Genomic DNA, 26,440 nt, shown 5'->3' with positions numbered 1-26,440 from the left:
TCCGCTCGCCCGCTGCCCGAGGAGGATGCACGCATGTCGAACGGCCCCACCGATCCCGGACCCGTGTCCATCGCCGACCGGACCGGCACCGCCCCGTCGGGCCGGGGGTTCGGCGTCGACGTCGGCGGCAGCGGCGTGAAGGGCGGCATCGTCGACCTGGCCACCGGCGAGCTGATCGGCGAGCGGCACAAGATCGAGACCCCGCAGCCGTCCACGCCGCAGGCCGTGGCGGAGACGGTCCGCGCCATCGTCGATCACTTCGACTGGACCGGGGACGTCGGCATCACCCTGCCCTGCGTCGTGACGGGCGGCGTCGCGCGGACGGCCGCGAACGTCGATCGGGCCTGGATCGGCACGGACGCCGGTGCCCTCTTCGCCGAGCACCTCGGCGGGCGCAACGTCACCGTGCTCAACGACGCGGACGCCGCCGGTATCGCCGAGGACAAGTTCGGCGGCGGCCGGGACACCAAGGGCGTGGTCATCCTGCTCACGTTCGGCACCGGAATCGGCTCGGCCATCCTGCAGAACGGCGTCCTGTTGCCCAACACCGAACTCGGGCACATGGAGGTCGACGGCAAGGAGGCCGAGCACCGCGCCGCGTCGCGAATCAAGGAGGAGAACGACCTCTCCTACAAGCAGTGGGCCAAGGAGGTCTCCCGCGTGCTGGAACGCATCGAGGACCTCTTCTGGCCCGACCTGTTCATCGCCGGCGGGGGCATCAGCCGCAAGGCCGAGAAGTGGATCCCGCTGCTGACCAATCGCACGCCCGTGCAGCCCGCCACCCTGCGCAACACGGCGGGCATCGTCGGGGCGGCCCTTGCCTCGACGTCCCGCGTCGCCCCCTGACACGGCGGGGTCCGGTCGGTCGGACCGGCCCGCTCGACTCGCGCGGTCTCGAACCGCCCGCGCGGTCGTTACAATGGTCCACGCCCCGGCTGCGATGCCGGGAAATCCGACAGACCTCTCCGCCGGAAGAACACTCTGGCGTGACGCCGCACGACACCGTCACGAAAGGGCGTACGTGGCAGCCACCGACATTCGTCAGACCGTAGAGACCGCGACCGACACCGCGGACGCTGCGGTCGCCGCACCTGCGAAGGCTCCCGCCAAGAAGGCGGCTCGTAAGGCTCCCGCCAAGAAGGCCGCCCCGCGCGGCGCCGCTGCCAAGAAGACGGCGGCGAAGAAGGCTCCGGCCAAGAAGGCCACGTCGCCCGCGGCCGAGGACGCCGACGAGAACCCCGGCGACATCGCCGATCTCGACGTTCCGGAGGGCGAGCTCGCCGCCGAGTCCGACGTGGTCGAGGTCGTCGCCGTCGGTGAGGACGGTGAGGACGACGCCACGGCGGAGCCCACCGCGGAGGACAAGGCGTCCGGCGACTTCGTGTGGGACGAGGAGGAGTCGGAGGCTCTGCGGCAGGCCCGCAAGGACGCCGAGCTCACCGCGTCGGCCGACTCGGTCCGTGCCTACCTCAAGCAGATCGGCAAGGTCGCCCTCCTCAACGCCGAGGAGGAGGTGGAACTGGCCAAGCGCATCGAGGCGGGCCTGTACGCCACGCAGCTGATGGCCGAGTCCGCCGAGAAGGGCGAGAAGCTCCCCGTCGCGCAGCGCCGGGACATGAACTGGATCTGCCGCGACGGCAACCGCGCCAAGAACCACCTACTGGAGGCGAACCTCCGCCTCGTGGTCTCGCTGGCCAAGCGCTACACGGGCCGCGGCATGGCCTTCCTCGACCTCATCCAGGAAGGCAACCTGGGTCTGATCCGCGCGGTCGAGAAGTTCGACTACACCAAGGGCTACAAGTTCTCCACGTACGCCACGTGGTGGATCCGGCAGGCCATCACGCGCGCGATGGCCGACCAGGCCCGCACCATTCGCATCCCCGTGCACATGGTCGAGGTCATCAACAAGCTCGGCCGCATCCAGCGCGAGCTGCTCCAGGACCTGGGCCGCGAGCCCACGCCGGAGGAGCTGGCGAAGGAAATGGACATCACGCCGGAGAAGGTGCTGGAGATCCAGCAGTACGCGCGTGAGCCGATCTCGCTCGACCAGACCATCGGTGACGAGGGCGACAGCCAGCTCGGTGACTTCATCGAGGACTCGGAGGCCGTGGTCGCCGTCGACGCCGTCTCCTTCACGTTGCTGCAGGACCAGTTGCAGTCCGTGCTCGAGACCCTGTCCGAGCGCGAGGCCGGCGTGGTCCGTCTGCGTTTCGGCCTTACCGACGGTCAGCCCCGCACACTCGACGAGATCGGCCAGGTCTACGGCGTCACGCGCGAGCGCATCCGCCAGATCGAATCCAAGACGATGTCCAAGCTGCGCCACCCGAGCCGGTCCCAGGTGCTGCGCGACTACCTGGACTGATCGCCGGCGTCACCTCTCGGCGTCAGCCGAACAGCCCGTCGTCGCCGGGTGGGAAGGATTCCACCCGGCGTACCGCGCCTGTCGGAATCGCCGCGTAGTGGTGCGGGAAGCGCATCGACGCGGGATCGCCGGGCACACCCGGCTCCCACCGCACCTCGCCGGGCAGCGCCTCGGGATCCACGTGCAGAACCACGAGGTCCGTGCGTCCCCGGAAGAGCCGGTTCGCCGGCAGATGAACCTGCTCCGGCGTCGAGAGGTGGACGAATCCGTCCGTCGTCAGAGACGGCGGCACGATCTCCCCGGCCGCGCGATACGTCGCCCACTCCTGCTCGCTGCACAGGTGCAGAAGATCCGTCATGTCCGTCCTTTCGGTGCGGGTTCGAGATCCGGACGGGGTCGCCGTTCGACGCCCCCGAGTGCCACCGCGACGACGACGAAGGCGATGCCCAGCGCCTCCCCCGCGGTGGGGAGCTGACGGAGTACCAGAAATCCGACCACCGTCGCCGTGGTGGGGAGCAGGGCCAGCAGGAGGGCGAAGCGTGCCCGGCCGACCGAGCGCAGGACGACCTGATCGAGCGCGTAGGGCACCACCGACGACAGCAAACCGATGCCGATGCCCAGGAGCCACGTCGCGGGGTGGGCGAAGACGCTCGGATCCTCCAGCAGCTGCGGGGTGAGTCCGATCGGGGCGAGTATCAGCGCGGCGGCGCCCATACCCACGGCCAAGGAATCCAGTCCCCTCCCCGCGTCGGCGACCACCGTGCCCAGCACCACGTACGCGGCCCAGAGCGCGGCGGCGCCCAGCGCGAAGGCCACTCCCACGGCGCCGACGTCACCGGTCGCTCCCGCGGCCAGCGCCACGCCCGCGACCACCAGGAGCAGCGCGAGGACATCTCGCGGACGTCGCGATCCCAAGGCGGCCACCGCGACCGGTCCGAGGAACTCGATGGCCACGGCCGTCCCGAGCGGGATGCGGGCGATCGCCTCGTAGAACGCGAGATTCATGGCAACGGTCACCACGCCGAAGCCGGTCGCGGCGATCACCGATCGTCGGGTCCACCGCATGCGCCACGGACGCCGCCACGCGAGCAGGACGACGGCGGCGCCGGCGGCGCGAAGCCAGGCGACCGTCGTCGGGGACGTCGTGTCGAACAGGAAGACACCCACGGCGGCGCCGAGGTATTGCGCCACAGCACCGACGACGAAGACCCCGGGAACCGCCCATCCGGGGAAGGTGCGCGGCGCGGAGCGCGTCTGGTCGGGGGCCACGCCGAGAACGCTAGCGAGACTCCGCGGCCGGCCGTCGTCGAGGGCCCGAGCCCCGCCATGACGTTCTGCCCTCAGCGAACGCCTCCGCCCCCGAGGCCCTGGCCAGCATGTTTCGTGTTAGTGACAACACATCGTGTCCTGCGTGGGAACAAGGCACGACGGCTATACGTCTGACAGAGTGAACGAACCGCGTCGCACCGGCGCGGAGGACCGATCCCAGGACCGTGAGTCGCGGTCAGTACGGAGGCGTCATGCCCGGATTGATGACAGACACGACCCTCACAGCGGCGGACCGATGCGACCGCTGTGGCGCAGGCGCACGGGTGCGCGCCGTCCTCGCCACCGGCGGTGAGCTTCTGTTCTGCCGCCACCACGCCAACGAGCACGGAGACCGTCTCCGCGAGATGAACGCGACGATCGTCTCCGACGCCGACGCGATGGCCTGAGGCCCCGACTACTCCGACCCGACGGCGGGCGACCACTTCAGGTGGTCGCCCGCCGTCGTCGTGTGTGACGCGGGCACGACCGGTCCACCGGGCAGGCGTCACCAGGACCGTAGGGCGGCGATGCGCTCGGTGAGTTGCTCGGCCGTCGCGATGGCCGTCGGCGGTCCGCCGCAGGTGCGCCGCAGCTCGCCGTGAATGATGCCGTGAGCCTTGCCGGTGCGGTGATGCTGCATCGCCACCAGCGAGTTCAGTTCCTTGCGGAGATCCGCCAGCTTCCCGGCGTCGCCCGTCCGCCCGGCAGCCGCGGGCGCAGCGGGACTCGGCGCCGGGGGCGGGGTGGGACTCGGCGCCGCGAGCTGGTCGCTCTGCCGCTTGCGCAGCAGAGCCCGCATCTGGTCCCCGTCCAGAAGACCGGGCAGACCCAAATAGTCCGCCTCCTCGTCGCTGCCCGAGAACGTCGCCGTCCCGAACGACGACCCGTCGAAGATCACCTGGTCGAGTTCGGCGTCGGCGCCCAGAGCGGTGAAGGCCTTCTCCTCCTCGCCGGGCTCGTCCTTCTGCTGGTTCGCGTCCGCCAGCAGGTCGTCGTCGAGACCGTCCTTCTCCCGGTGCGGCTTGCCGATGACGTGGTCGCGCTGCGCCTCGAGCTTGCTCGCGAGATCCAGCAGCACCGGAACCGACGGCAGGAAGACGCTCGCGGTCTCGCCCTTGCGGCGTGACCGCACGAACCGCCCGATCGCCTGTGCGAAGTACAGCGGCGTCGAAGCGCTGGTCGCATAGACGCCGACGGCCAGACGCGGCACGTCGACACCCTCGGACACCATGCGCACCGCCACCATCCACGCCGACATACCGGCGCCGAACTCGGCGATGCGTGACGACGAGGTCGGGTCGTCGGACAGCACCAGCGTGGGCGTCTCCCCGGTCAACGCCTCGAGGGTGCCCGCGTAGGCCCGTGCCGTGGTCTGGTCCGAGGCGATGACGAGGCCGCCCGCGTCGGGAATCCCGCCGGCGCGCAACTGGTGAAGGCGAGTGTTGGCGGCCGTCAGCACCGACGGCACCCACTCCCCCGACGGATCCAACGCCGTCCGCCACGCCCGCGCGGTCTGCTCGGCGCTCAGCGGCTCCCCGAGCCGCGCGGAGAACTCGTCGCCGGCACTGTTGCGCCACCGCGCCTCCCCCGAGTACGCCAGGAACACCACGGGACGCACGACGCCGTCCGCCAACGCGTCGGCGTAGCCGTAGCTGTGGTCCGGTCGCGAGCGCGGCAGGCCTTCCTCGTCGGGCTCGTAGGACACGAACGGGATCGGACTGTCGTCGCTGCGGAACGGCGTTCCGGTCAGCGCCAGACGCCGCGTCGCGTCGCCGTAGGCCTCCCGGATGCCCTCGCCCCAGCTCTTGGCGTCACCGCCGTGGTGGATCTCGTCGAGGATGACGAGCGTGCGGTAGGACTCGGTGCGGACCCGGTGCCGGGCCGGATGCGATGCCACCTGGGCGTAGGTGACGACGATGCCGTGGTAGTCCGCCGACGTCGACCCCGTGCTGTTGGAGAAGCGGGAGTCGAACGCCAGACCCACGCGGGCCGCCGCCTCCGCCCACTGATGCTTGAGGTGCTCGGTCGGGGCGACCACCGTGACTCGATCCACGGTGCGGTCACCGAGCAACTCCAGGGCGACGCGCAACGCGAAGGTGGTCTTGCCCGCGCCCGGCGTCGCGACGGCCAGGAAGTCGCGCGGACCCGCGGACAGATACTTGGTCAGGGCCCGTCGCTGCCAGGCTCGCAGCGGGGGAAGAGTCACCCCGGTGGCGCCGCGCGGCGTGTCGTCGACACCGGCCGTCATCGGCCCACCCCGGCTCGGGTCGACGGGGCGAACGGCCTCACGAGAACTCCCTCCGTCCGTGGCATGGAACTCCCGTCCGGCTCACTCGTTTCGTCCCCACCGCTCGCACACACCGCTCTCCTGCACACCGCGGGCAACCCTAGCCGCCCGCGCGACGGACCGACCAATCCCCAGGACGCGGTGACACGCCGCCCGGCACCGCCGCATCTCTCGGCGCCGTCCGTCATGCTGGAAGAACCATGTCCGCGCCCGAGAACCCGAACCCGACCGACTCGCCCGAGACGCCGACGGCCGACGCCCGCGGACCGGTACCGGGTCGGCCGCTGACGACGGCGTGGCGGGTCGTCGCCCGGACCGCGAGCAAGGCGTGGGACGACTCGATCTTCTCCGAGTCCGCGACGGCCGCGTTCTGGCAGACGCTGTCGCTGCCGCCGCTGATCCTGGCCCTGCTCGGCAGCCTCACGTCCGTGGCGGCGTGGTTCGGTCCGGACACCCTCGACATCATCGAATCGAAGATCCTCACCTTCAGCGGCACGCTGTTCAGCGACAACGTCGTGGACGAGATCATCGGCCCGACGGTCCGGGACATCCTCGCGAGCGGCCACGGGCCGGTGGTCTCGGTGGGGTTCCTGCTCTCGCTCTGGGCGGGCTCGTCGGCGATCTCCACGTTCGTGGACTCGATCGTCGCCGCACACGGGCAACAGGACGCACGCAATCCCGTGTGGCAGCGCATCTTCGCCCTGCTCCTCTACGTGGGTTTCCTCATCGTGGCGGTGTTCGTGCTGCCCCTCGTCGCCCTCGGGCCGTCGATGATCGGCCGCGTGCTCCCGTCGTCCTGGTACGAGATCGGATCCACTGTCATCGACGTCGCCTACTACCCCGGCGTGGGTCTGCTGCTCATCGTCGGACTGACCACGCTGTACAAGGTGGCGCTGCACACCTCGCTGCCGTGGCATCGACTGCTCGGCGGCGCGTTGCTCGCCGGCGTGTTCTTCATGGTCGCCAGCGCGGTGCTGCGCGCCTACCTGTCCTGGGTGACCGGAACGGGGTACACCTACGGCGCGCTGGCCACGCCGATCGCCTTCCTGCTCTTCACGTTCTTCCTCGGCTTCGCCGTGGTCCTCGGCGCGGAGTTCAACGCGACCGTCCAGGAGTTCTGGCCCGCCCGCGCCTCGCGGCTCGAGCAGGTGAAGGACTGGGTGAACACCAAGGCCGTCGAGCCGGCCACCGGCGCCCTCGGGCGGCTGGCGACCGGACCCGTCAGGCTCGGTCGCCAGGACGGCCGAGGTAACCGGCCGGACATGGCCGGATCACCACGGCCGGACTCGGCTCAGTCACCCTTGCGCAAGCCGTCGTAGACCTTCTTGCACTCCGGGCACACCGGCGATCCGGGCTTGGCCGACTTGGTCACCGGGAAGACCTCCCCGCACAGCGCGACGACGTGCGTGCCCATGACCGCGCTCTCGGCGATCTTGTTCTTCTTGACGTAGTGGAAGAACTTGGGAGTGTCGTCGTCGGTGGTCTCGTCTGTGGTGACGTCGGGCCGTTCGATGGTCTGCGTGGTGCTCATCGTTCGATTATGACGGTTGTTCCCGTTGGCGGCGTCGGACATGTCACGACCAGGATTACTGCACAGTTCGTTCAACAGTGACACAGTGGAGTCATGGCACAAGACGGCACCTCACGCCAGTCCGCCCGAGAGGACGTTCGCCGGGCGGTTCTGATCACCGAGGCACACACGTCGGTCGAGGAGCAACACCGCGCGCGTGTCCGCAAATACCTCTTCATCATGTCGTTCCGCATCCCGGCGCTGGTCCTCGCGGCGCTCGCGTACGCCGCGTGGCAGAACCCGTGGATCGCGATGGCGATCGTCGGCGCGTCGATCCCGCTGCCGTGGATGGCGGTGCTGATCGCGAACGACCGCCCGCCGCGCTCCGACGACGAGCCCAGCCGGTACGGCTGGCGCGCGCAGAACACGACGGCGATCGAGTCGTCCGCTCACCCGGTGGTGACGGTCGACGCGGACGTGGACGACACGCCGACTGCCGAGGCCGCGACCCGCGCGGCGGTCACGGCGAAGCGGCCGGGACCCGTCGGCACCTGAGCGAAGTCCGGCGTCCGGCACCCTGGCTACGCTCGACCGCGTGACCGGACCAGACCCGACGCGTCCCGCCGACTCCCCACCGATCGACGAGTCCGCACTCCTGCGCCTCGCGCCCCCGCTGCGCGAGGCATTCGAGCGTGTCGGCTTCACGGCCGACGGCATCCTGGCGGCATTGGGCACCGAGGTGCACGACGCGCTGGGTCGAGGTGAACCGACCCCGGTACGACGCCGCTGCCGAACGTTGGGTGACCTCGGCGCTCTGGTGCGCCTGTTCCTCCTGGCCGACGACGTCGACGCCGACGCGGCGCGGACCGCGTTGGCACCGGTCGATCCGGACGACGCCGAGCGCGCCGGACTGATCGCGCGCCCGGAGAGCTCGGTCGTCCGCACGCTCCTCGACGTCCGGCCGCTCGACCTCGGCGAGGGGAATCGCTGGGTGGTCTCGGACATCGACGGCAGCACCCGCGAGGTGGCCATCGGCGCGGACCACGTGCTCGGCGTCGGCCACGCGTCCCTGTCCCTGGTACGGGCGACCCCCACGCGCACCGACGGGCCGGTGACGCTGCTCGATCTCGGCACCGGATGCGGCGTGCAGGCCGTGCACGCGTGCACCTACGCCGCTCGGGTCACCGCCACCGATCTGTCCGCGCGGGCCGTGGTGCTGGCGCGCGTGACGGCGGCGCTGAACGACCTCGAGGTCGAGGTGATGGCGGGGCCGTGGTTCGACCCGGTGGCCGGCCGCCGCTTCGACCGCATCGTCGCCAACCCCCCGTTCGTCGTGGGCACCGGGGATGTGACCCACTCCTACCGCGACTCCGGGCTGGACCTCGACGGGGCCAGTCGAGTGGTCGTGTCCACCGCGCCGGATCACCTCGAACTCGGCGGGACCGCCACCCTGCTCGCTGCCTGGATCCACGTCGACGGGGAGGACTGGCGCTCCCGAGTCGCGTCGTGGCTGCCCGATCACGGGGTGGACGCGTGGATCGTGCAACGCGACGTCGCCGATCCCGCCCTGCACGTGGGGACCTGGCTGCGCGACGGCGGGCTCGACCCCCGGACACCGGCGGCGGACGCGCTGGCCGAGCGGTGGCTCGCCCGCCTCGAGGACGCCGACGTCACCGGAGTCGGCTTCGGCTTCGTGTACCTGCGGCGGACCGATCGACCGACGGCCGTGCTCGCGGAGGATCTGCGCCACGGCCTCGAAGACCCCTTGGGCGACGAGGCCCTCGACGTGTTCGACCGACTCGACTGGCTCCGCACCCACGACGTCGCCGAGGAGCGATATGCGGTGCATCCGGCCACCGCGTACGAGGACGTCGCTCTGCCCGACCCCGAGGGTGGGTGGTCGACGGTGGTCCGTCGGGTCCACCGCGGCGACGGGCCGGCCTGGCAGCACGAGATCGACGCGGACGGTGCGGCGGTGCTCGCCGGCCTGCGGGCGGACGGTCTGCCGCTGGCCGACGTGGTGGAACTCCTGGCCGCGGCGCGCGGTGTCGACTCCGAGGAACTGATGCCGGGCGCGGTCGCTCTGGTGTCCGCACTGGTGGTGCACGGGCTCGTGCGCCCGGCCGGTTCCCCGCGACCGCACTGACGGCGAGCCCGATCCTTTCTCTCAGCAACTTCTCAGGGCGAGAGGTGCGAATCCGCAGGCCAGATGGTTTGACGGTCGGCCGCGGTGGGAACTTTCGGGAGGTGTCTCGACGTTGAAGCGGGTGAGACACCACCGATCAGGAGGCACGTCATGACCAGCCCCACCACCGTTCGTCCGCGCCCGAGCGAAGCCGATCTCGATGCCCAGAGCCCGGCTGCGGACCTCGTGCGCGTCTACCTGAACGGTATCGGCCGCACCGCACTGCTCACCGCTGCCGAGGAAGTCGAGCTGGCCAAGAAGATCGAGGCGGGGCTTTATGCCGCCCACGTTCTCGCCACCGGCAAACGCCTCACGGCCGCCAAGAAGCGTGACCTGGCCACGATCGTCCGCGAGGGTCGCTCGGCCCGGGCACACCTGCTCGAGGCCAATCTGCGACTCGTCGTGTCCCTGGCCAAGCGCTACACCGGCCGCGGCATGCCGTTGCTCGATCTCATCCAGGAGGGCAACCTCGGACTGATCCGGGCGATGGAGAAGTTCGACTACGCCAAGGGCTTCAAGTTCTCGACCTACGCCACCTGGTGGATCCGTCAGGCCATCACCCGCGGCATGGCCGATCAGAGCCGCACCATCCGCCTGCCCGTCCACCTCGTCGAGCAGGTCAACAAGCTCGCCCGGATCAAGCGCGAATTGCATCAGCAGCTCGGTCGCGAGGCCACGGACGAGGAGCTGGCCGAGGAGTCGGGCATTCCGGTCGAGAAGATCGCCGATCTGCTCGATCACAGCCGGGACCCGGTGAGCCTCGACATGCCGGTCGGCAGCGACGAGGAAGCACCCCTGGGTGACTTCATCGAGGACTCGGAGGCCACGTCCGCCGAGAACGCCGTCATCGCCGGTCTGCTGCACACGGACGTGCGCAGCGTGCTGGCCACCCTCGACGAGCGGGAGCAGCAGGTGATCCGCCTGCGCTACGGCTTGGACGACGGACAGCCGCGCACCCTCGATCAGATCGGCAAGCTGTTCGGACTGTCCCGCGAGCGGGTGCGCCAGATCGAGCGCGAGGTCATGGGCAAGCTGCGCCAGGGCGACCGCGCCGAGCGGCTGCGGTCCTACGCCAGCTGACGAACCGCATACGACAGTGCCCCGGGCTTCCGCCCGGGGCACTGTCGTATGCGGTCAGCGCAGGCGGCGCGGTCCGAAATCGGCCTGCATCGGTTCCGGGCCGATCCGGATGCGGGCGTCGGTGGTGTCCGCCCCCGTGGCCGACGCGAGCACCGGGTCGCAGATGAGGTGCCGGACCTCCGGGAGGTCGTCGGCCAGGGTCGAGACCCGCAGCACCAGGTCGATCAGAGCGTTCTTGTTGACCGGTGACGCCGTGCGGTAGCCGGAGAGCATGGGCGCCGAGCGCGGGGACTCGATCAGCTCCGCCGCGTCGCGCGGCGCGAGCGGCAGCACGCGGTACGCGCGATCGCCGAGCAGGTCGGGCAGGGCGCCGGACAGCCCGAAGGACACCACCGCACCGAACGACGGATCGTCCTGCACGCGGACCACGCAGCCGATCCCCTTGGTCGCCATGCGCTGGACCACCATGACCGGGTTGCCGGACACCGCGAAGAGGTCGCGATACGCCCGGCCCACGGCGCCGGCGCCCACCACGTCGAGGCGGACCCCGGACAGGTCGGGGCGGTGTCGCCACTGTTCGCCGGTCGCCTTGACCGCGACGGGTCCGCCCAGCTCCTCGGCCGCCGCGACGGCTTCGGACTCGTCGGTGACCGTGCGGAACGCCGCCACGGAGATCCCGTAGCACTCGAGCAACTGCGTGGCCTCCTCGTCGGACAGCCACCGCCCCTCCGGGCTGCGCTCCATCCATCCCGAGACGAGGGCCCGAGCGGCGTCGGTGTCGATCCCGCCCGGCCGGGTGACGTCGTCGACCGGCCGACCGAGGCGCGCGGCGTACCGCCAGGCTCGGGTGAGCGCGAGCACCGCCCGCGCCGGATCCGGGTAGGACGGCACCGATCCGCGCACGAGGTTGCCGTCGTCGTCGCGCACGGCGAGCAGATCGGGAATGCCCTCGGCCGCGAGGAACGTGGTGAGCACCGGCTTGTCACGGCCGCGGACCGCGCCGCCGAGGGCTTCGGCGTAGGACTCGACACGTACGGCGACCGGCGGGACGAACACGGCGAGCACGGCGTCGACCTCCGGCGAGTCCATCGCACGGGTCACCGCGGCGGCGAAGTCCTCCGGCGTCGCCTGAGCGCCCACGTCGACCGGGGCGTCGGCCCGCAGGCCGTTGTCCCGCGCGGCATCGACGGCCAGCACTCCGAGCGCGGTCGAGTTGCCCACCACCGCGACGCGCGGACCTGCGGGGAGGGGCTGGTATCCGAGCAGGACGGCACAGTCGAACAGCTCGGTGATCGAGTCGACCTGGATGACCCCGGCCTGCTCGAACAGTGCGCGAACGACCGTGTCGTCGACGTCCGAGCCCGTGGCCAGCGCCGGCGGCACGGCCCCGCGCCCGCTCTTGACGGCCACGATCGGTTTGGTGCGCGCCACGCGCCGTGCGATCCGCCAGAACTTGCGCGCGTTGCCGAAACTCTCGAGGTAGAGCAGCACCACGTCGGTGTTCTCGTCCTGGTCCCAGTACTGCAGCAGGTCGTTGCCGGACAGGTCCGCGCGGTTGCCGGCGGAGACGAAGGTCGAGAGTCCGAGCAACCGCTTCGAGGCCTGGGACAGGATCGCGATACCGAGCGCGCCGGACTGACAGAAGAACCCCACCCGACCTCGCCCCGGCAGCACCGGGGCGAGCGTGGCGTTCAACGAGACGGCGGGGTCGAGGTTGGCGACGCCGAGGGCGTTGGGTCCGACCAGCCGCATGCCGTGGGCGCGCGCCGCCCGCACCAGCCTCCGCTCGTTGGCTCGACCCTCCTCCCCCGTCTCGCCGAATCCGGAGGACACCACGACGAGCGACCGCACGCCCTTGGCGAGACAGTCGTCGAGGACGGCGTCGATCTGCGCGGACGGCACCGCCGCCACGGCCAGGTCCACCTCGTCGGGGATGTCGGACACGCTGGCGTAGGCGCGGACTCCGCGCACGGACGTGTGCTCGGCGTTGACCGGGTAGACCGGACCCGTGAAAGACGCGCGCAGCAGGTTGGTCAGTACCGCGTTGCCGACCTTCTCGGGGTCGGTGGAGGCACCGATCACGGCGACCGACCTCGGTGAGAGCACGTTACGGACGCTGCGCGCCTCCGCCGCCCGCTCCCGAGAGTTGCGCACCTGCACCAGCGCGTCGGTGGGGTCGATGTCGAAGTCGAGGTTGAGCACGCCGCCGTCGAACGTGCGGCTCACCTGGTAGCCCGCCTGCCGGAACACCGTCACCATGTTGCGGTTCTCCGCGAGGACCTCCGCGACGAAGCGTCGGACGCCGTTCTCCGCGGCGGCCCCGGCGAGGTGCTCGAGCAGAATCGGGCCGAGACCGCGGCCCTGGTGGTGGTCGGCGACCACGAAGGCCACCTCGGCGGAGTTGCCGTCGCCGTCCGGGAGACGCTCGTAGCGACCGACCGCGATGATCTCGTCACCCAGAGTGGCGACGAACGCCACCCGCGACGAGTGGTCGACGGTCGTGAAATTGACGACGTCACGCTGCGGCATGGTCGGGTACGGACCGAAGTAGCGCAGGTATCGGGTGCGCTCGCTGAGTTTGCCGTGGAAGGCGACGATCGCGTCGGCGTCCGACGGCACGATCGGCCGCAGGTGCACCACGCGCCCGTCGCTGGCGAGCACGTCGGCGGACCAGTGCTTCGGGTAGTTCTCCGCCCGCTCCCGTTCACGCGCCTTGGCCTCCGACACCGGCGGTTCGCCGGCGGGGGACGCCACGTCCGCGGTCTCGTCAGTCACGAGGATCCTCCGGGTCGAGTCCGAGGGCGGGGTAGACCGCCCGACGCGTCGCGATGATCGCGGTGTCGACGCGCTCGACCGCGCGGTCCACCGTCGCGACGCCGGAGGCGGGCGATCCGCCGGGGCCGTCCCAGGGTGCGTAGTCGACGTCGCCGTCGTCGCTCATGGTGGACGGCAGATCGATGCTGGGGGCGGCGCCGCGCACGCGCTCGCGCCACTCGTCGGGCAGTGCGGTCGACGGGTCGACGTCGCGGTCGAGCACCGCGGCGATGAGGTGCGTCCAGGCCCGCGGCACCACGCGGACGAGCCCGTACCCGCCGCCACCCACGGCGAGCCATCGGCCCTCGCAGACCCGGTCGGCCAGATCGCGCATGGCGAGGAACGCCGCCCGCTGGCCGTCGACGGTCAGGCCGAGATCGGCGAGGGGATCCTCCCGGTGCGAGTCCACGCCGCACTGACTCACCAGGATCTGGGGTCGGAACGCCGCCACCGCCCCGGGGACCACGGCATGGAAGGCCCGCAGCCACAGACGGTCACCCGTTCCGGGCAGCACCGGCACGTTGACCACCGTGCCCTCGGCGAGGCCCGACCCCGCCTCGGTGGACCAACCGGTGTTCGGCCAGAGCGTCGCGGGATGCTGGTGCACCGAGACCGTCATCACGCGAGGGTCGTCGAGGAACGCGGCCTGGACGCCGTCCCCGTGGTGGGCGTCGACGTCGACGTACGCGATGCGGTCGTACCCGTTGTCGAGCAGCCACGAGATGGCGATGGCCGCGTCGTTGTAGACGCAGAAGCCCGATGCCCAGTCGGCCATGGCGTGATGCATGCCGCCCCCGATGCTGACGGCCCGACGCGAGGTGCCCGACGCGATGGCCCGCGCCGCGGTGAGCGTGCCGCCGGCGACGACGGCACTCGCCTCGTGCATGTCCGCGAACACCGGGTTGTCCTCCGACCCGAGCCCGTGCACGGGTTCGGTGGCGCGGGAGCCCAACGGCAGGTCGACGGGTGCGCGCTTGACCGCGCGGACGTAGGACGACGTGTGCACCCGCAGCAGATCCTCGTCGCTGGCCGCGAGGGGCGGTACCGTGTCCGCGTCGTCGAGCAGACCCAGCGTGGTCGCGAGGTCCATCGTGAGGGCCAGCCGAGTGGGGTTCATCGGGTGGTCGTCGCTCCACCGGTACTTGAGGTAATCCGCACTCCAGACGAGCGCGGGTGTGGTCGACGGCACGGTCATGACGTTCAACCTACGTGTCCGATCTGTCCGACGCGGCCGACCCACGACGTCGATTCCCTACCGGTAGAATTACAGAAGACGAAGGGTGTGATTGTGAAGGATTTGGTGGACACCACGGAGATGTATCTCCGGACCATCTACGACTTGGAAGAGGAAGGCGTGGTCCCGCTGCGGGCGCGGATCGCCGAGCGCCTCGAGCAGTCCGGCCCCACGGTGAGCCAGACCGTCGCCCGCATGGAGCGGGACGGTCTGCTGCTCGTCGCCGGTGACCGCCATCTGCAGCTCACCGAGAAGGGCCGCGAACTCGCGGTCGCGGTCATGCGCAAGCACCGGCTGGCCGAGCGGCTGCTGGTCGACGTGATCGGTCTGCGGTGGGAGGACGTGCACGCCGAGGCCTGCCGGTGGGAGCACGTGATGAGCGAGGAAGTCGAACGGCGCCTGGTCGAGGTGCTCGACAACCCCACCACCTCTCCGTACGGCAATCCCATCCCCGGCCTCGACCAGCTCGGCTCGTCGCGGCCCAGCACCCCGGTCGAGGATCTGGTGCGGCTGTCCGACCTGCCGGCCGGCACGCCGACGGCGGTCGTGGTGCGGCGTCTGGCCGAGTACGTGCAGTCGGACCCGGACACGATCGCGCGGCTGCGGGACGCCGGTGTCGTGCCGGACGCACGCGTGACGGTGTGCCCGAAGCCGGGCGCGGTGACCATCACGGTGCCGGGGCACGACGACGTGGACCTGTCCGTCGAGATGGCCCACGCCGTCCAGGTCAAGACCATCTGACCGTCCGGGTCGAGATCATCCGAGGAGTCCCGTGAAGTACGTGGTGACCGGCGGCGCCGGTTATGTCGGTTCCGTGTGCGCGAGAGTGCTGGTGGACTCCGGTCACGAGGTGGTCGTGATCGACGACCTCACCACCGGCAATCGCGACGGCGTGCCCAAGGGCACGACGTTCGTCGAGGGCCCGGTGGCCGACTGCATCGACGACGTCCTGGCGGGCGCCGGCGTGGACGGCGTGCTGCATTTCGCCGCCCAGTCGCTGGTCGGCGAATCGGTGGAGCAGCCGGAGAAGTACTGGCGCGGCAACGTCGGTACCGCGTTGGCGCTGCTCGACGCCGTCGTCGCGCACGGCATTCCCCGTCTGGTCTTCTCCTCCACCGCCGCGACCTACGGCGAGCCCGAGCGCACCCCGATCACCGAGGACTTCCCCACCCGCCCCACCAACCCCTACGGCGCGAGCAAGCTGGCCATCGATCACGCCATCACTGGATACACCGCAGCTCACGGCTTCGGGGCGACCAGCCTGCGCTACTTCAACGTCGCGGGCGCTCATGGCGGGCTCGGCGAGAACCGCGTGGTGGAAACCCACCTCATCCCGCTGGTGCTGCAGGTCGCGGCCGGCCACCGTGCGTCGATCTCGGTCTTCGGCACCGACTGGCCCACGCCCGACGGCACCGCGGTCCGCGACTACATCCACGTGCGGGATCTCGCGGATGCGCACCTGCGCGCGATCGACCGGAGCATTTCCGGACAGCACCGGATCTTCAACCTGGGCAGCGGCGCCGGCTTCTCGGTCCGCGAGGTGATCGAGTCCTGCCGCCGGGTCACCGGTCGGGACATCGCGGTGGTGGACTCGCCGCGTCGACCCGGCGATCCGGCGGTGCTCGTCGCTTCGAGCGCGAAGGCGATCGACGAGCTGGGCTGGTCGCCCGAGCTCACCGACCTCGACACGATCGTCGCCGACGCGTGGGAGTTCCTGCTCTCCCTGGGCGACCGCGCGCACTCGGCGCGCCGACGCTGACCTCACTCGTCCGTCGGTAGCGCGATCCCGAGGCTCGCCGCAACGCCTCGGGCGGACTCCACGAGGTCGGTCACGACGGCCGGGCCGAGACCGTTCTGCAGGGCGGCGTCGAGTAGTACGGCCAGCCGGTACCCGGGGTCGGCCGCCAGCGCGACCTCGAGCGCCGTCCCGGCCATCGGCCCGTCTCCGCGCAGGTAGAACCACACGGCCACCATCGTGGCGGGTGCCGCTCGCTGCGGGCCGGACGTCCGGCGGGTCAGTTCCACCCACAGCGCACCCGCGGTCGCGTCCAGGCGAGTGCCGGCGAGTCCGAGCAGCGCGTCTCGGATGGACAGCACCGCGAGACCCGCCATCGCCCGCGCCGCCGACACGGAGTCGAGCTCACCGGACAGATCGAGGAGCTCGACGTCGTCGACCACCTCGGCCAGTAGCTCTCCGGGCGTCAGCGGCGCGAGGATCTCGGCGACCTCGGCGCAGTGCCGCTCGAAGCGCGCGCAGTCGTCGACGGACGCCGGGGCGAGAACGGTCAGCAGATCGGATCGGGAGGACCGGATCGGGCGGCCGCTCACGACGGTCGACGCCGCGACCGCCGACGTGCGCGGATCCGGCAACGATCCGTGGCGGTCGTCACCGCCGAGGCTCGACCAGGGGGCGTCGGCCGTGATCGTCGGCACCACGTGGACGCCGAGGACCTCGATGTCGAGGGCGTCGAACACCTCGTGCAGGTCGTCCGCGAGCGAGTCGAACTGCGCCGGGGCGCGGTCACCGACGACGAGCACCGCGACGATCGCGTCGTAGGCCTCGCGGTCGCAGACCTGCGCGCAGCGCTCGATGGCGTGGAACACCTCCCCCGTCGCGGGTGGGTCCGGCAGGTCCTGCCGCACGGTCATGCGCACCGTCGTCGTCGACCCCCGCGAGAGGCAGATCAGGACGATGGAGTGCTCGGGCACGAAGCCCAGCAGGGCGGGCACGGCGGCGAGGAGGTCGCCCACCGTGGCCACGGTGGCGCGCAGCGGTGGGTCGAGCGGGTGGTCGTCACGGCGGTGGGCGGCGTACGGATGTCTGGTCACACGCCGCACTCTGCGCCGCGCCGCCGACCGCCCTCGCCGCGTGACCTGGGCCGACGGGTCGCCCCGAACCGACCTGTGGATGGCCGGGGCCCCGGGGAGAACACCGGTCCGAGGGGACACCGTGCGACGTGCAACCATCGTCACCATGCGTGCAGTGCTGCAACGGGTCTCGTCCGCGAGGGTGCGGGTCGACGACCGCGTGGTCGGAGAGATCGGTCCGGGCGTTCTCGTGCTGCTGGGAGTCGCGCCGTCCGACGGGCCGACCGACGTCGAGCACGTCTCCCGCAAGATCGCCGAGCTGCGGATCCTCCCGGACGAGCGGTCCGTGTCCGAGGTTCCCGACGCGGGTGTGCTCGTGGTCTCGCAGTTCACCCTCTACGGCGACACGCGGAAGGGCCGACGCCCCTCCTGGAACGGGGCGGCGCCCGGTCCCGTCGCCGAGCCGCTGGTCCGCGCCGTGGTGGACACCCTGCGCGCCCGGGAAATCACCGTCGCGACCGGCGTGTTCGGCGCTCACATGGCGGTGGAGTCGGTGAACGACGGACCGGTCACCGTGATCGTCGAGAGCCCCGGATTCGGATCCACCACCGCCGGACCGTCGTCGAGCGCGCCCGGCGGCGGGTCGACACCCGCCGACGCCGCGCGGTGAGCGGCAGCGTCGGCTTCGGCAGCCTGGACCAGGACACTCCTTCGGGGAGCATCCAGCCGCGCCACCGTGCGACCACGCACAGCGAGGCCCCCACCACCGTGCCCGCCACCAGGCCCGCGTCGGTGCCGATCAGGGACTGGACCACCACCAGGGTCGCACTGCCGGCCAGCGCGCAGGTGGCGTAGAGAGTGTTGCCGCCGAAGATGGCGGGGACGCGGCCGACGGCGATGTCACGGACCGCTCCCCCGCCCACGGCGGTCACGGCGCCGAGCCCGATCGCGGGCAGCCACCCCAACCCCACGCCCAGGGTCTTCTGAGCCCCGGCCGCCGCCCAGCAGCCGAGCGCGAGGGCATCGACGTACGGGAAGATGCGGTCCCAGCCGCGTCCTTCGAACCGCACGGCGAAGGCGACCAGCGCTCCGAGCAACGCGGCGGTCAGGTACCGGTAGTCGGTGAGCGCGACCGGCGGGCCGGCCTGCAGCAGCGTGTCTCTGATGATGCCGCCGCCGAGTCCGGAGACGACGGCGAGGACCGAGAATCCGACGAGGTCGAAGCGCATCGCACGGGCCACTGCCCCGCCGAGGAGCGCGTTGGCCACCACGCCGGTGAGGTCGAGGACCCGGAACAGATCCGCCGTCCCCGTCACGGAGTCGAACATCGGCGCTCGATCAGCCGTTCTTGACCTTCTGCACCGCCTCGCGGAACACCAGGTCCAGGGTCGCGGTGTCGGGCTCCCCCTCACCGAACGACATGTACGTGGCGGTGACGCGGACGTCGTCGACCTGCCCGACGAGCGACAGCATCGACTGGGTGATCTCGTCCGCCTCGCCGCCGGAGGAGACGGTGCGGCGAACGGCCAGCGTGTCGTCCGCACCGAGGGGCGGCGGCGGCACCAGCTCGCTGACCACCTCGGCGGTGACGCCGCCGGCCGTCGTGCGGACGGTGCCGCATTCCTCGGTCCGCGAGCGCAGGGAGTCGAGCGTGTCGTCCACCCGGGCGAGTTCCACCGACACCGTCGCGCGGTTCACCGGGTCGGTGCCGACCACCAGCGACGTCGCGTCCGGATCGGGCGTCGGCCGGTCGGGCTTGCACCCGGCCGGGTCCACCGACGCGCCGGAGGCGACGCCGTCGAGGTCCTGAGCGGCCTGCGCCACCGCCTGCGGGGGCAACACCACCGCCTGGTAGGCGGCGGGGAACACCGACGGATCGAGGGTGAGGGCCGCGAGCGCCGACGCGGCCGCGGGCGACGTCGGGGTCGCGCTGTCGCTCAGCGTGGTGGACGGCACCGACGTCGTCGAACTCGTCGTCGTCGGCGCGGTGGTCCCGGCGGCCTCGGGCACGCCCTCGACGGTGCTGCCACCGCAGGCCGTGGTGAGCAGAACGGCACCGGCTCCCAGGCATCCTGCGATTCCGAGTCGGGTCCTGCGCAGCAGCATCATGTCCTCATCTCGCCTCGCCCGGGTGCGGCCGCAGCCCGGTGGTCCGGCGAGCATCGCACAGAGCACCACTCGGCCGACCCCGCCCACACCGCGGGGTGTTCGGTTCGTTATGCGGCTCGCCGGCCCCGGTCAGGAGCCGCGGGCGATCCACTCCTCGAGGTGCGGCGACTCCGTCCCGATGGTGGTGCCGTCGCCGTGCCCGGTGCGCACCGTCGTCTCCGGCGGCAGCGCGAACAGCCGCTCACGGATGCTCCCGATGATCGTCGGGAAGTCGGAGTAGGAGCGGCCGGTGGCTCCCGGGCCACCGGAGAACAGAGTGTCGCCGCTGAAGAGTTCCCCGGCCTCGGGGAGGTACAGGCACGAGGACCCCGGCGAGTGGCCCGGGGTGTGCAGCACCTGCACGGTCGTGCCCGCCACGGCGATCGAGTCGCCGTCGGCGAGGTCCCGGTGGCCGACGCCCGGGTGGGTCTGCTCCCACAGCACGTCGTCGGCCGGGTGGAGCAGGATCGGCGCGTCCAGACGCCGCGCCAGTTCCGGGGCGACGGTCACGTGGTCGTTGTGACCGTGGGTGCAGATCACCGCGACGACGGTTCGGCCGGCGACGGCGTCGACGATGGGGTCGGCATTGTGCGCGGCGTCGACGATCACCACTTCCGAGTCGTCCCCCACGAGCCAGATGTTGTTGTCGACGTCCCATTCCCCGCCGTCGAGAGCGAAGGTTCCGGACGTGACGACGCGATCGACGCGCAGGTCGCCGCTCACAGGACCACCACCGATCGCAGGACGCGCCCTGCCGCGGCGGCGTCGAAGGCGGCCTCGACGTCTCCCAGACCGATGCGCTCGGTGACGAACTTCTCCAAGGGCAGTCGACCCTGGCGGTAGAGGTCGACCAGCATCGGGAAGTCGCGCTCGGGCAGGCAGTCGCCGTACCAGGAGGACTTGAGCGACCCGCCGCGGGAGAAGAAGTCGATGAGCGGCATCTCCACGGTCATGTCCGGAGTCGGCACGCCGACGAGCACCACGGTGCCGGCCAGATCGCGTGCGTAGAACGCCTGCTTCCACGTCTCGGGGCGACCGACGGCGTCGATCACGACGTCCGCGCCGTGGCCGCCGGTCAGCTCCTGGACGGCCTCGACGGCGTCGACCGACGACGCGTCGACGGTGTGGGTGGCGCCGAGCTCGGTGGCCCAGTCCAGCTTTCCCTTGTCCCGGTCGACCGCGATGATGGTGCCCGCTCCGGCGAGGCGGGCGCCGGCGATCGCGGCGTCGCCGACGCCGCCGCATCCGATGACCGCGACGGAGTCACCGCGACCGACGTTGCCGGTGTTCATCGCGGCGCCGAGACCGGCCATCACGCCGCAGCCGAGCAATCCGACCACGGCCGGGTCGGCGTCGGGATCGACCTTCGTGCACTGACCCTCGTGGACGAGCGTCTTGTCCGCGAACGCTCCGATGCCGAGCGCCGGGGTGAGTTCGGTGCCGTCCTCCAGAGTCATCTTCTTCGAGGCGTTGTGGGTGTCGAAGCAGTACCACGGTTCACCGCGCTTGCAGGCCCGACACTGGCCGCACACGGCGCGCCAGTTGAGCACCACGAAGTCCCCGGGCGCGACGTGGGTGACGTCGTCCCCGACGGTCTCGACCACACCGGCGGCCTCGTGACCGAGCAGGAACGGGAACTCGTCGTTGATGCCGCCCTCGCGGTAGTGGAGATCGGTGTGGCACACGCCGCACGCCTGGATCGCCACCACCACGTCGTTGGGCCCGGGGTCGGGGACGACGACGGTCTCGGTGGTCACCGGGGCGCCCTTGCTCCGTGCGACGACGCCGCGGACGTGCTGTGGCATGTGAGTCTCCTGTCGGTCGTGTGTCCGTCGGTCCCGAGGTCGGTGCGCCCGCGACGGACCGCGGCGCGCGTTGTCGACCCTATCGGTGCATCCATGCGAATACGGGCATGGCGGGGTCCGAGGCATCCTCGCGGCGTACACGGGGAATGCCGGGCCGCGACGCGATGTTGGACCGTCGACGAACGACGGCAAGTGAGCGCGTCGCGCTGTGGGAAACTGGGTAATCGACCAGAAGCCGCTCAGGCGGCATCGGCGCGACGAGGGAGGACACGGCATGGACGAGAAATCCGGAATGTACGAGCTCGAGTTTCCGGCGCCGCGCGTGCTCTCGGAGGACGGCCTCGGCCCGGTCCTCGTGCACGGTCTCGAGGGCTACTCCGATGCGGGACACGCCGTGAAGCTGGCGACGGCACATCTGCGCGAGACGCTCGAGACGGAACTCGTGGCGGCGTTCGACATCGACGAGTTGCTGGACTACCGCTCCCGGCGGCCCATGATGACGTTCAAGGCGGACCACTTCTCCGACTACGAGGAGCCCGTGCTCAATCTCTACGCCGTCCAGGACGGGGTCGGCACGCCGTTCCTTCTCCTGTCCGGACTCGAGCCGGATCTGAAGTGGGAGAAGTTCACCACCGCCGTGCGGCTGCTGGCCGAGCAGCTGGGCGTGCGGCGGACGATCGGCCTCAACTCCATACCCATGGCCGTCCCGCACACCCGCCCTCTCGGCGTCACGGCGCACTCCTCCGACTCCGAGTTGGTCGGCGATCACCACAAGTGGTCGGGCGAACTGCAGGTGCCGGGCAGCGCGTCGTCGTTGCTCGAGTACCGGATGGCACAGCACGGACACGAGTCCATGGGCTTCTCGGTGCACGTCCCGCACTACCTCGCGCAGACCGCCTACCCCAGCGCCGCGGAGAAGTTGCTGGAACTGGTGGCCGACGCCGCCGACCTGGAACTGCCCCTCGCCGCGCTGACCACGGCTGCGGCCCGCGTGCGGGAGCAGGTGGACGAGCACGTCGAGGGCAACCCGGAGGTCGGGTCGGTGGTCGCGGCGCTCGAGCGTCAGTACGACACCTTCGTCACCGCCCAGGAACAGAAGTCCACGCTGCTGGCCTCGGACGAGGAACTGCCCAGCGGCGACGAACTCGGTGCCGAGTTCGAGCGGTTCCTGGCCGAGCAGACCGGGCTCGACGAGGACAGCACCGACCCCGACGACCGGGCCTGACGGAGCCGTCACATCCACGTAGCGTGACCGTCACACACCCCGACCACACTGGACCGGTCGACGCGCACGCGTCGCCCGGTCCATCTGTGAGGAGCGACGACTCATGACGGCCTCACGCACTCGCGCCCTGCGGCCCGTGCCGGACACCCGGCCGACCCTCCATCACCGCACGGTGCACGGCTACCGCCGCGCCTTCCGGATGGCCGGCGAGGGTCCGGCGCTGCTGCTCGTCCACGGCATCGGCGACAGCTCCGAGACCTGGCTCGAGCTCATCCCCCACCTCGCGGCGTCGCACACCGTGATCGCGCCCGACCTGCTCGGTCACGGACTGTCGGACAAGCCGCGGGCGGACTACTCCGTCGCCGCGTACGCCAACGGCCTCCGCGATCTGCTGGTCACCCTGGGCATCGACGCCGTGACCGTGGTGGGCCACTCGCTGGGTGGTGGGGTGGCCATGCAGTTCGCCTACCAGTACCCGCAGATGGTGCAACGGTTGGTCCTGGTGTCGGCCGGCGGCGTCACCAAGGACGTCCACCCCGCCCTGCGGCTCATGTCGGTCCCCGTGGTCAACGAAGTCTTCAAGCTGCTGCGGCTGCCCGGCGCGATGCAGACCCTGCGGGTGGTCGGGTCCGCGATCCAGCGCCTCGACGGCACACCGTTGCACCCCGGCCCCGCGCTCCACGACACGCCCGACCTGCTGCGTGTGGTCACCAATCTGCTGGATTCCACGGCGTACGACGCCTATCGGAAGACCCTGCGCGCCGTGGTCGACTGGCGCGGCCAGGCCGTCACGATGCTCGACCGGTGCTACCTCACGGAGAACCTGCCGGTGCAGCTGGTGTGGGGCGAGCACGACACGGTCATCCCGGTCGACCACGCCACGCTCGCGCACGCGGCGATGCCCGGCTCGCGCCTCGACGTCTTCCGCGGCGCGGGCCACTTCCCGCACCGGGACGATCCGATGCGGTTCCTCCGCGTCCTGGAGGACTTCGTCGCCACGACGACACCCCTCGTTTTCGACGAGACCCGGTGGCGCAGACTGCTCGTCGAGGGAGTCGGCGAGGCGACGATCACGGGCAGCCCGGCCACCCGCCAGGCCGTGCTGGGTGCCATGGGTTCGGACGAGAGGTCCGCTACGTAGCCTGTAGTGATGCTGTTGACCGAGATGGTGCCCCGCTCCGCGTCGGCAGACGAGGTGTACGACGCCTTCACCACCTGGGTCGCCGATCGCGGACTCGAGCTCTACCCGCTGCAGGACGAGGCCGTGATCGAACTGGTCTCGGGCAACAACGTCGTGCTCGCCACCCCGACCGGATCCGGGAAGTCCATGGTGGCCGTGGCCGCGCACGTCGCCGCGTTGGCGGCGGGCGTCCGATCGTTCTACACCGCGCCCATCAAGGCCTTGGTCAGCGAGAAATTCTTCGCCCTGTGCGAGATCTTCGGCGCGGAGAACGTCGGCATGATCACCGGCGACGCGGCCGTGAACGCCTCCGCCCCGATCGTGTGCGCCACCGCCGAGATCGTGGCCAACATGGCGCTGCGCGAGGGAGCCGACTCCTCCATCGGCCAGGTGATCATGGACGAGTTCCACTACTACTCCGAGCCCGACCGCGGATGGGCGTGGCAGGTCCCGCTGCTCGAACTCCCCCACGCCCAGTTTCTGCTCATGTCGGCCACGCTCGGCGACGTGTCCTTCTTCCGCGACGATCTCACCCGACGGACCGGTCGGCCGACCTCCGTCGTCGAGGGATCCGAACGGCCTGTCCCCCTGGTGTTCTCGTACCGCCTCACCCCGATCGTCGAGACCATCGAGGAACTGGTGTCGACGCACCTCGCGCCCGTCTACGTCGTCCACTTCACGCAGGCGGCGGCGCTCGAGCGCGCCCAGGCACTGACGTCGATCCAGGTCTCGACCAAGGAGACCAAGGCCGCGATCGCCGAGGCGATCGGTGGGTTCCGATTCACCACGGGATTCGGAAAGACGCTGTCCCGCTTGGTGCGTCACGGCATCGGCGTGCACCACGCCGGCATGCTCCCCCGATACCGGCGGCTGGTCGAGAAACTCGCGCAGGACGGTCTGCTCGCCGTGATCTGCGGAACGGACACCCTCGGTGTCGGCATCAACGTGCCGATTCGCACGGTGCTGCTCACCGGTCTGACCAAGTACGACGGCGTTCGGACCCGTCAGCTACGGGCGCGCGAGTTCCACCAGATCGCCGGTCGCGCCGGTCGGGCCGGGTACGACACGCTCGGCACGGTGATGGTGCAGGCGCCCGAGCACGACATCGAGAACGCGCGCCTGGTGGCGAAGGCGGGCGACGACCCGAAGAAGCTCAAGCGGATTCAGCGCAAGAAGGCTCCCGAGGGGTTCGTCTCCTGGGGCAAGCCGAGTTTCGAGCGTTTGGTCGCCGCGAGTCCCGAGCCGCTCGTGTCACGGTTCCGGGTGAACAACTCGATGCTGCTGAACGTGATCGCTCGGCCCGGAAGCTGTTTCGACGCCATGCGGCATCTCCTCGAGGACAACCACGAGACGCGCGCAGCGCAGCGCCGACACATTCTCCAGGCGGTGCGGCTCTACCGCGGGCTGCGGGACGCCGGCATCGTCGAGCAACTCGACGAGCCGGACGACGAGGGTCGGCGGGCCCGCCTCACCGTGGACCTTCAGCGCGACTTCGCGCTGAACCAACCGCTGTCGACGTTCGCGCTGGCCGCGTTCGAACTGCTGGACCGCGAACAGCCCACCTATGCCCTCGACGTCGTCTCCGTCATCGAGGCGACGCTCGACGATCCGCGCCAAATTCTCTGGGCGCAGCAGCACGCGGCGCGCGGTGAGGCCGTTGCCCAGATGAAGGCGGACGGCCTCGAGTACGAGGAGCGGATGGAGCTCCTCGAGGAGATCACCTGGCCCAAGCCGCTCGACGACGTGCTGCGGCCGGCGTTCGAGGTCTACCGTGCGGGTCATCCGTGGTTGTCGGAATTCGCGCTGTCGCCGAAATCCGTGGTGCGCGAGATGGTCGAGCGCGCCATGACGTTCTCCGACGTGATCTCCCGATACGGCCTCTCCCGCTCCGAGGGTTCCGTCCTGCGTTACCTCGCCGACGCGTACCGCGCGCTACGTCAGACCGTGCCGCCGGAGGTCCGGTCCGACGAGGTGCACGACATCACCGAGTGGCTCGGCGAGACGGTCCGCCAGGTCGATTCCAGCCTGCTCGACGAGTGGGAGAACCTCACCGACCCGCAGCCGACGGACGGCGACGCACCGGTGGTGCCGTACGGCGCAGACACTCCCAAGCCGATCTCGGCGAACGTGCGTGCGTTCCGGGTGATGGTCCGCAACGCCCTGTTCAAGCGCATCGATCTCGCGGCGCGCCGCCGGTGGGCCGAGCTGGACGAACTCGGAGACGACGTCGAGTGGGCCGACGATCTCGCGGAGTACTTCGCCGAGTACGGCGAGATCGGGACGGGCCCGAACGCCCGTGGGCCGCAATTGTTCTCACTGGTCACCGACGCCGACGGCACGACGGCGCGCCAGGTGATCGACGACCCCGAGGGCGACCACGGCTGGGCCCTGATCGCCCGCGTCGACGTGCCCGAATCGGACGCGACCGGCGAGGTCGTGTTCGAGGACATGGTCGTGCGGGCCGGTTGAGTCACGCGTGGCCCGGACCTAGCAT

At 70.7% G+C, this 26,440-nt stretch carries 23 protein-coding genes and 1 pseudogene; 13 read left to right on the top strand and 11 right to left on the bottom strand.

All coding sequences use genetic code 11. From position 1 onward, the window contains the following. Positions 1–33: 33 nt before the first annotated feature. Together ppgK and A3Q40_RS07435 are read left to right on the top strand one after the other, a co-directional pair. Positions 34–846 (top strand): polyphosphate--glucose phosphotransferase, encoded by an 813-nt coding sequence (ppgK, locus tag A3Q40_RS07440; protein ID WP_082833813.1) that lies wholly within the window; start codon positions 34–36, stop codon positions 844–846. Positions 847–1,021: 175 nt separating this feature from the next. Next, the gene (locus tag A3Q40_RS07435) at positions 1,022–2,362 is read left to right on the top strand and encodes an RNA polymerase sigma factor (RefSeq protein WP_068100866.1); all 1,341 of its coding nucleotides are present in this window, start codon (positions 1,022–1,024) and stop codon (positions 2,360–2,362) included. 22 nt (positions 2,363–2,384) lie between these two features. Here the strand turns inward: A3Q40_RS07435 and A3Q40_RS07430 are convergent, their stop codons facing one another. Beyond that, positions 2,385–2,720 (bottom strand): DUF952 domain-containing protein, encoded by a 336-nt coding sequence (locus A3Q40_RS07430; RefSeq protein WP_068100865.1) that lies wholly within the window; start codon positions 2,718–2,720, stop codon positions 2,385–2,387. Beyond that, complete coding sequence (locus A3Q40_RS07425) at positions 2,717–3,631, bottom strand: EamA family transporter (RefSeq protein ID WP_068100863.1); 915 nt, start codon at positions 3,629–3,631, stop codon at positions 2,717–2,719. Before A3Q40_RS07425 ends, A3Q40_RS07430 begins: the two co-directional genes overlap by 4 nt. Before the next feature lie 251 nt (positions 3,632–3,882). Here A3Q40_RS07425 and A3Q40_RS07420 point away from each other — a divergent pair, with 251 nt between their 5' ends. Beyond that, a complete protein-coding gene (locus A3Q40_RS07420) occupies positions 3,883–4,077 on the top strand; it encodes a DUF7455 domain-containing protein (protein WP_068105575.1) in 195 nt (64 codons plus the stop codon). A gap of 98 nt (positions 4,078–4,175) precedes the next feature. Here the strand turns inward: A3Q40_RS07420 and A3Q40_RS07415 are convergent, their stop codons facing one another. After that, entirely contained in the window at positions 4,176–5,918 is a 1,743-nt protein-coding gene (locus A3Q40_RS07415; RefSeq protein WP_068100860.1) for a DEAD/DEAH box helicase, read from the bottom strand. Between the two features lie 239 nt (positions 5,919–6,157). On the opposite strand from A3Q40_RS07415, the gene A3Q40_RS07410 reads away from it, so the two are divergent. Then, complete coding sequence (locus A3Q40_RS07410; RefSeq protein ID WP_082833812.1) at positions 6,158–7,276, top strand: YihY/virulence factor BrkB family protein; 1,119 nt, start codon at positions 6,158–6,160, stop codon at positions 7,274–7,276. Here the strand turns inward: A3Q40_RS07410 and A3Q40_RS07405 are convergent. Beyond that, on the bottom strand, positions 7,249–7,488 hold the full coding sequence (locus tag A3Q40_RS07405) for a DUF3039 domain-containing protein (protein WP_068100858.1): 240 nt from the start codon (positions 7,486–7,488) through the stop codon (positions 7,249–7,251). The genes A3Q40_RS07410 and A3Q40_RS07405 overlap by 28 nt on opposite strands. A gap of 93 nt (positions 7,489–7,581) precedes the next feature. Here A3Q40_RS07405 and A3Q40_RS07400 point away from each other — a divergent pair, with 93 nt between their 5' ends. The 3 genes from A3Q40_RS07400 to A3Q40_RS07390 all read left to right on the top strand — a co-directional run bounded on the left by A3Q40_RS07400 (position 7,582) and on the right by A3Q40_RS07390 (position 10,732). Further along, positions 7,582–8,022 carry a DUF3099 domain-containing protein gene (locus tag A3Q40_RS07400; protein ID WP_082833811.1) on the top strand — a complete coding sequence of 147 codons (441 nt, stop codon included), beginning with the start codon at positions 7,582–7,584 and terminating at the stop codon, positions 8,020–8,022. 82 nt (positions 8,023–8,104) lie between these two features. Beyond that, the gene (locus tag A3Q40_RS07395) at positions 8,105–9,613 is read left to right on the top strand and encodes a DUF7782 domain-containing protein (protein WP_068105573.1); all 1,509 of its coding nucleotides are present in this window, start codon (positions 8,105–8,107) and stop codon (positions 9,611–9,613) included. A 150-nt stretch (positions 9,614–9,763) separates the two neighbouring features. Then, a complete protein-coding gene (locus A3Q40_RS07390) occupies positions 9,764–10,732 on the top strand; it encodes a sigma-70 family RNA polymerase sigma factor (protein WP_068100856.1) in 969 nt (322 codons plus the stop codon). 54 nt (positions 10,733–10,786) lie between these two features. Here A3Q40_RS07390 and A3Q40_RS07385 read toward each other — a convergent pair whose 3' ends face one another. Together A3Q40_RS07385 and A3Q40_RS07380 are read right to left on the bottom strand one after the other, a co-directional pair. Next, on the bottom strand, positions 10,787–13,486 hold the full coding sequence (locus tag A3Q40_RS07385; RefSeq protein WP_371831364.1) for a bifunctional acetate--CoA ligase family protein/GNAT family N-acetyltransferase: 2,700 nt from the start codon (positions 13,484–13,486) through the stop codon (positions 10,787–10,789). Positions 13,487–13,499: 13 nt separating this feature from the next. Beyond that, entirely contained in the window at positions 13,500–14,741 is a 1,242-nt protein-coding gene (locus tag A3Q40_RS07380) for an acetoin utilization protein AcuC (protein ID WP_068100852.1), read from the bottom strand. A gap of 93 nt (positions 14,742–14,834) precedes the next feature. Between A3Q40_RS07380 and A3Q40_RS07375 the strand changes: the two genes are divergently transcribed. Both A3Q40_RS07375 and galE read left to right on the top strand, forming a co-directional pair. Beyond that, the gene (locus tag A3Q40_RS07375; protein WP_068105572.1) at positions 14,835–15,521 is read left to right on the top strand and encodes a metal-dependent transcriptional regulator; all 687 of its coding nucleotides are present in this window, start codon (positions 14,835–14,837) and stop codon (positions 15,519–15,521) included. A 31-nt stretch (positions 15,522–15,552) separates the two neighbouring features. Next, positions 15,553–16,539 carry a UDP-glucose 4-epimerase GalE gene (gene galE, locus A3Q40_RS07370; RefSeq protein WP_068100850.1) on the top strand — a complete coding sequence of 329 codons (987 nt, stop codon included), beginning with the start codon at positions 15,553–15,555 and terminating at the stop codon, positions 16,537–16,539. Between the two features lie 2 nt (positions 16,540–16,541). On the opposite strand, the gene A3Q40_RS07365 is transcribed toward galE, so the two are convergent. Further along, a complete protein-coding gene (locus A3Q40_RS07365) occupies positions 16,542–17,609 on the bottom strand; it encodes a DUF4192 domain-containing protein (RefSeq protein ID WP_068100849.1) in 1,068 nt (355 codons plus the stop codon). A 145-nt stretch (positions 17,610–17,754) separates the two neighbouring features. On the opposite strand from A3Q40_RS07365, the pseudogene dtd reads away from it, so the two are divergent. After that, a pseudogene (dtd, locus tag A3Q40_RS19755) lies at positions 17,755–18,174 on the top strand (D-aminoacyl-tRNA deacylase); the annotation flags it as partial. On the opposite strand, the gene A3Q40_RS07360 reads toward dtd, so the two are convergent. From A3Q40_RS07360 to A3Q40_RS07345, 4 genes are all read right to left on the bottom strand, one after another. Further along, positions 18,158–18,916: a trimeric intracellular cation channel family protein gene (locus A3Q40_RS07360; protein WP_068100847.1), complete on the bottom strand. Its 759-nt coding sequence runs from the start codon at positions 18,914–18,916 to the stop codon at positions 18,158–18,160. The pseudogene dtd and the gene A3Q40_RS07360 overlap by 17 nt on opposite strands. 10 nt (positions 18,917–18,926) lie before the next feature. Further along, positions 18,927–19,697, bottom strand: a complete 771-nt coding sequence (locus A3Q40_RS07355; RefSeq protein ID WP_235606502.1) for a sensor domain-containing protein — start codon at positions 19,695–19,697, stop codon at positions 18,927–18,929. A 129-nt stretch (positions 19,698–19,826) separates the two neighbouring features. After that, a complete protein-coding gene (locus A3Q40_RS07350) occupies positions 19,827–20,459 on the bottom strand; it encodes an MBL fold metallo-hydrolase (protein ID WP_068100844.1) in 633 nt (210 codons plus the stop codon). Then, on the bottom strand, positions 20,456–21,541 hold the full coding sequence (locus A3Q40_RS07345) for an S-(hydroxymethyl)mycothiol dehydrogenase (RefSeq protein WP_068100842.1): 1,086 nt from the start codon (positions 21,539–21,541) through the stop codon (positions 20,456–20,458). Before A3Q40_RS07345 ends, A3Q40_RS07350 begins: the two co-directional genes overlap by 4 nt. A gap of 274 nt (positions 21,542–21,815) precedes the next feature. Between A3Q40_RS07345 and A3Q40_RS07340 the strand changes: the two genes are divergently transcribed. The 3 genes from A3Q40_RS07340 (at position 21,816) to A3Q40_RS07330 (ending at position 26,415) form a co-directional block, all read left to right on the top strand. Beyond that, positions 21,816–22,766, top strand: a complete 951-nt coding sequence (locus A3Q40_RS07340) for a proteasome assembly chaperone family protein (protein WP_068100840.1) — start codon at positions 21,816–21,818, stop codon at positions 22,764–22,766. A gap of 103 nt (positions 22,767–22,869) precedes the next feature. After that, positions 22,870–23,907, top strand: a complete 1,038-nt coding sequence (locus tag A3Q40_RS07335; RefSeq protein ID WP_068100838.1) for an alpha/beta fold hydrolase — start codon at positions 22,870–22,872, stop codon at positions 23,905–23,907. Between the two features lie 9 nt (positions 23,908–23,916). Continuing rightward, on the top strand, positions 23,917–26,415 hold the full coding sequence (locus A3Q40_RS07330) for a DEAD/DEAH box helicase (protein WP_068105556.1): 2,499 nt from the start codon (positions 23,917–23,919) through the stop codon (positions 26,413–26,415). Positions 26,416–26,440 lie beyond the last annotated feature (25 nt).

The sequence above is a fragment of the Rhodococcus sp. PBTS 1 genome, from assembly GCF_001620025.1.
Taxonomy (GTDB): Bacteria; Actinomycetota; Actinomycetes; order Mycobacteriales; family Mycobacteriaceae; genus Rhodococcoides; species Rhodococcoides kroppenstedtii.
This window is presented reverse-complemented; position numbering and strand designations above follow the sequence as displayed.

Excerpts from the sequence above, each read along its gene's own strand:
- A3Q40_RS07400 (WP_082833811.1), top strand. The coding sequence starts at position 7,582 with ATGGCACAAGACGGCACCTCACGCCAGTCCGCCCGAGAGGACGTTCGC.
- A3Q40_RS07410 (WP_082833812.1), top strand. The coding sequence starts at position 6,158 with ATGTCCGCGCCCGAGAACCCGAACCCGACCGACTCGCCCGAGACGCCG.
- A3Q40_RS07380 (WP_068100852.1), bottom strand. The coding sequence starts at position 14,741 with ATGACCGTGCCGTCGACCACACCCGCGCTCGTCTGGAGTGCGGATTAC.
- A3Q40_RS07420 (WP_068105575.1), top strand. The coding sequence starts at position 3,883 with ATGCCCGGATTGATGACAGACACGACCCTCACAGCGGCGGACCGATGC.
- A3Q40_RS07360 (WP_068100847.1), bottom strand. The coding sequence starts at position 18,916 with ATGTTCGACTCCGTGACGGGGACGGCGGATCTGTTCCGGGTCCTCGAC.
- A3Q40_RS07390 (WP_068100856.1), top strand. The coding sequence starts at position 9,764 with ATGACCAGCCCCACCACCGTTCGTCCGCGCCCGAGCGAAGCCGATCTC.
- A3Q40_RS07335 (WP_068100838.1), top strand. The coding sequence starts at position 22,870 with ATGACGGCCTCACGCACTCGCGCCCTGCGGCCCGTGCCGGACACCCGG.
- A3Q40_RS07405 (WP_068100858.1), bottom strand. The coding sequence starts at position 7,488 with ATGAGCACCACGCAGACCATCGAACGGCCCGACGTCACCACAGACGAG.
- A3Q40_RS07355 (WP_235606502.1), bottom strand. The coding sequence starts at position 19,697 with ATGATGCTGCTGCGCAGGACCCGACTCGGAATCGCAGGATGCCTGGGA.
- A3Q40_RS07345 (WP_068100842.1), bottom strand. The coding sequence starts at position 21,541 with ATGCCACAGCACGTCCGCGGCGTCGTCGCACGGAGCAAGGGCGCCCCG.
- ppgK (WP_082833813.1), top strand. The coding sequence starts at position 34 with ATGTCGAACGGCCCCACCGATCCCGGACCCGTGTCCATCGCCGACCGG.
- A3Q40_RS07330 (WP_068105556.1), top strand. The coding sequence starts at position 23,917 with ATGCTGTTGACCGAGATGGTGCCCCGCTCCGCGTCGGCAGACGAGGTG.
- A3Q40_RS07430 (WP_068100865.1), bottom strand. The coding sequence starts at position 2,720 with ATGACGGATCTTCTGCACCTGTGCAGCGAGCAGGAGTGGGCGACGTAT.
- A3Q40_RS07415 (WP_068100860.1), bottom strand. The coding sequence starts at position 5,918 with ATGACGGCCGGTGTCGACGACACGCCGCGCGGCGCCACCGGGGTGACT.
- A3Q40_RS07340 (WP_068100840.1), top strand. The coding sequence starts at position 21,816 with ATGGACGAGAAATCCGGAATGTACGAGCTCGAGTTTCCGGCGCCGCGC.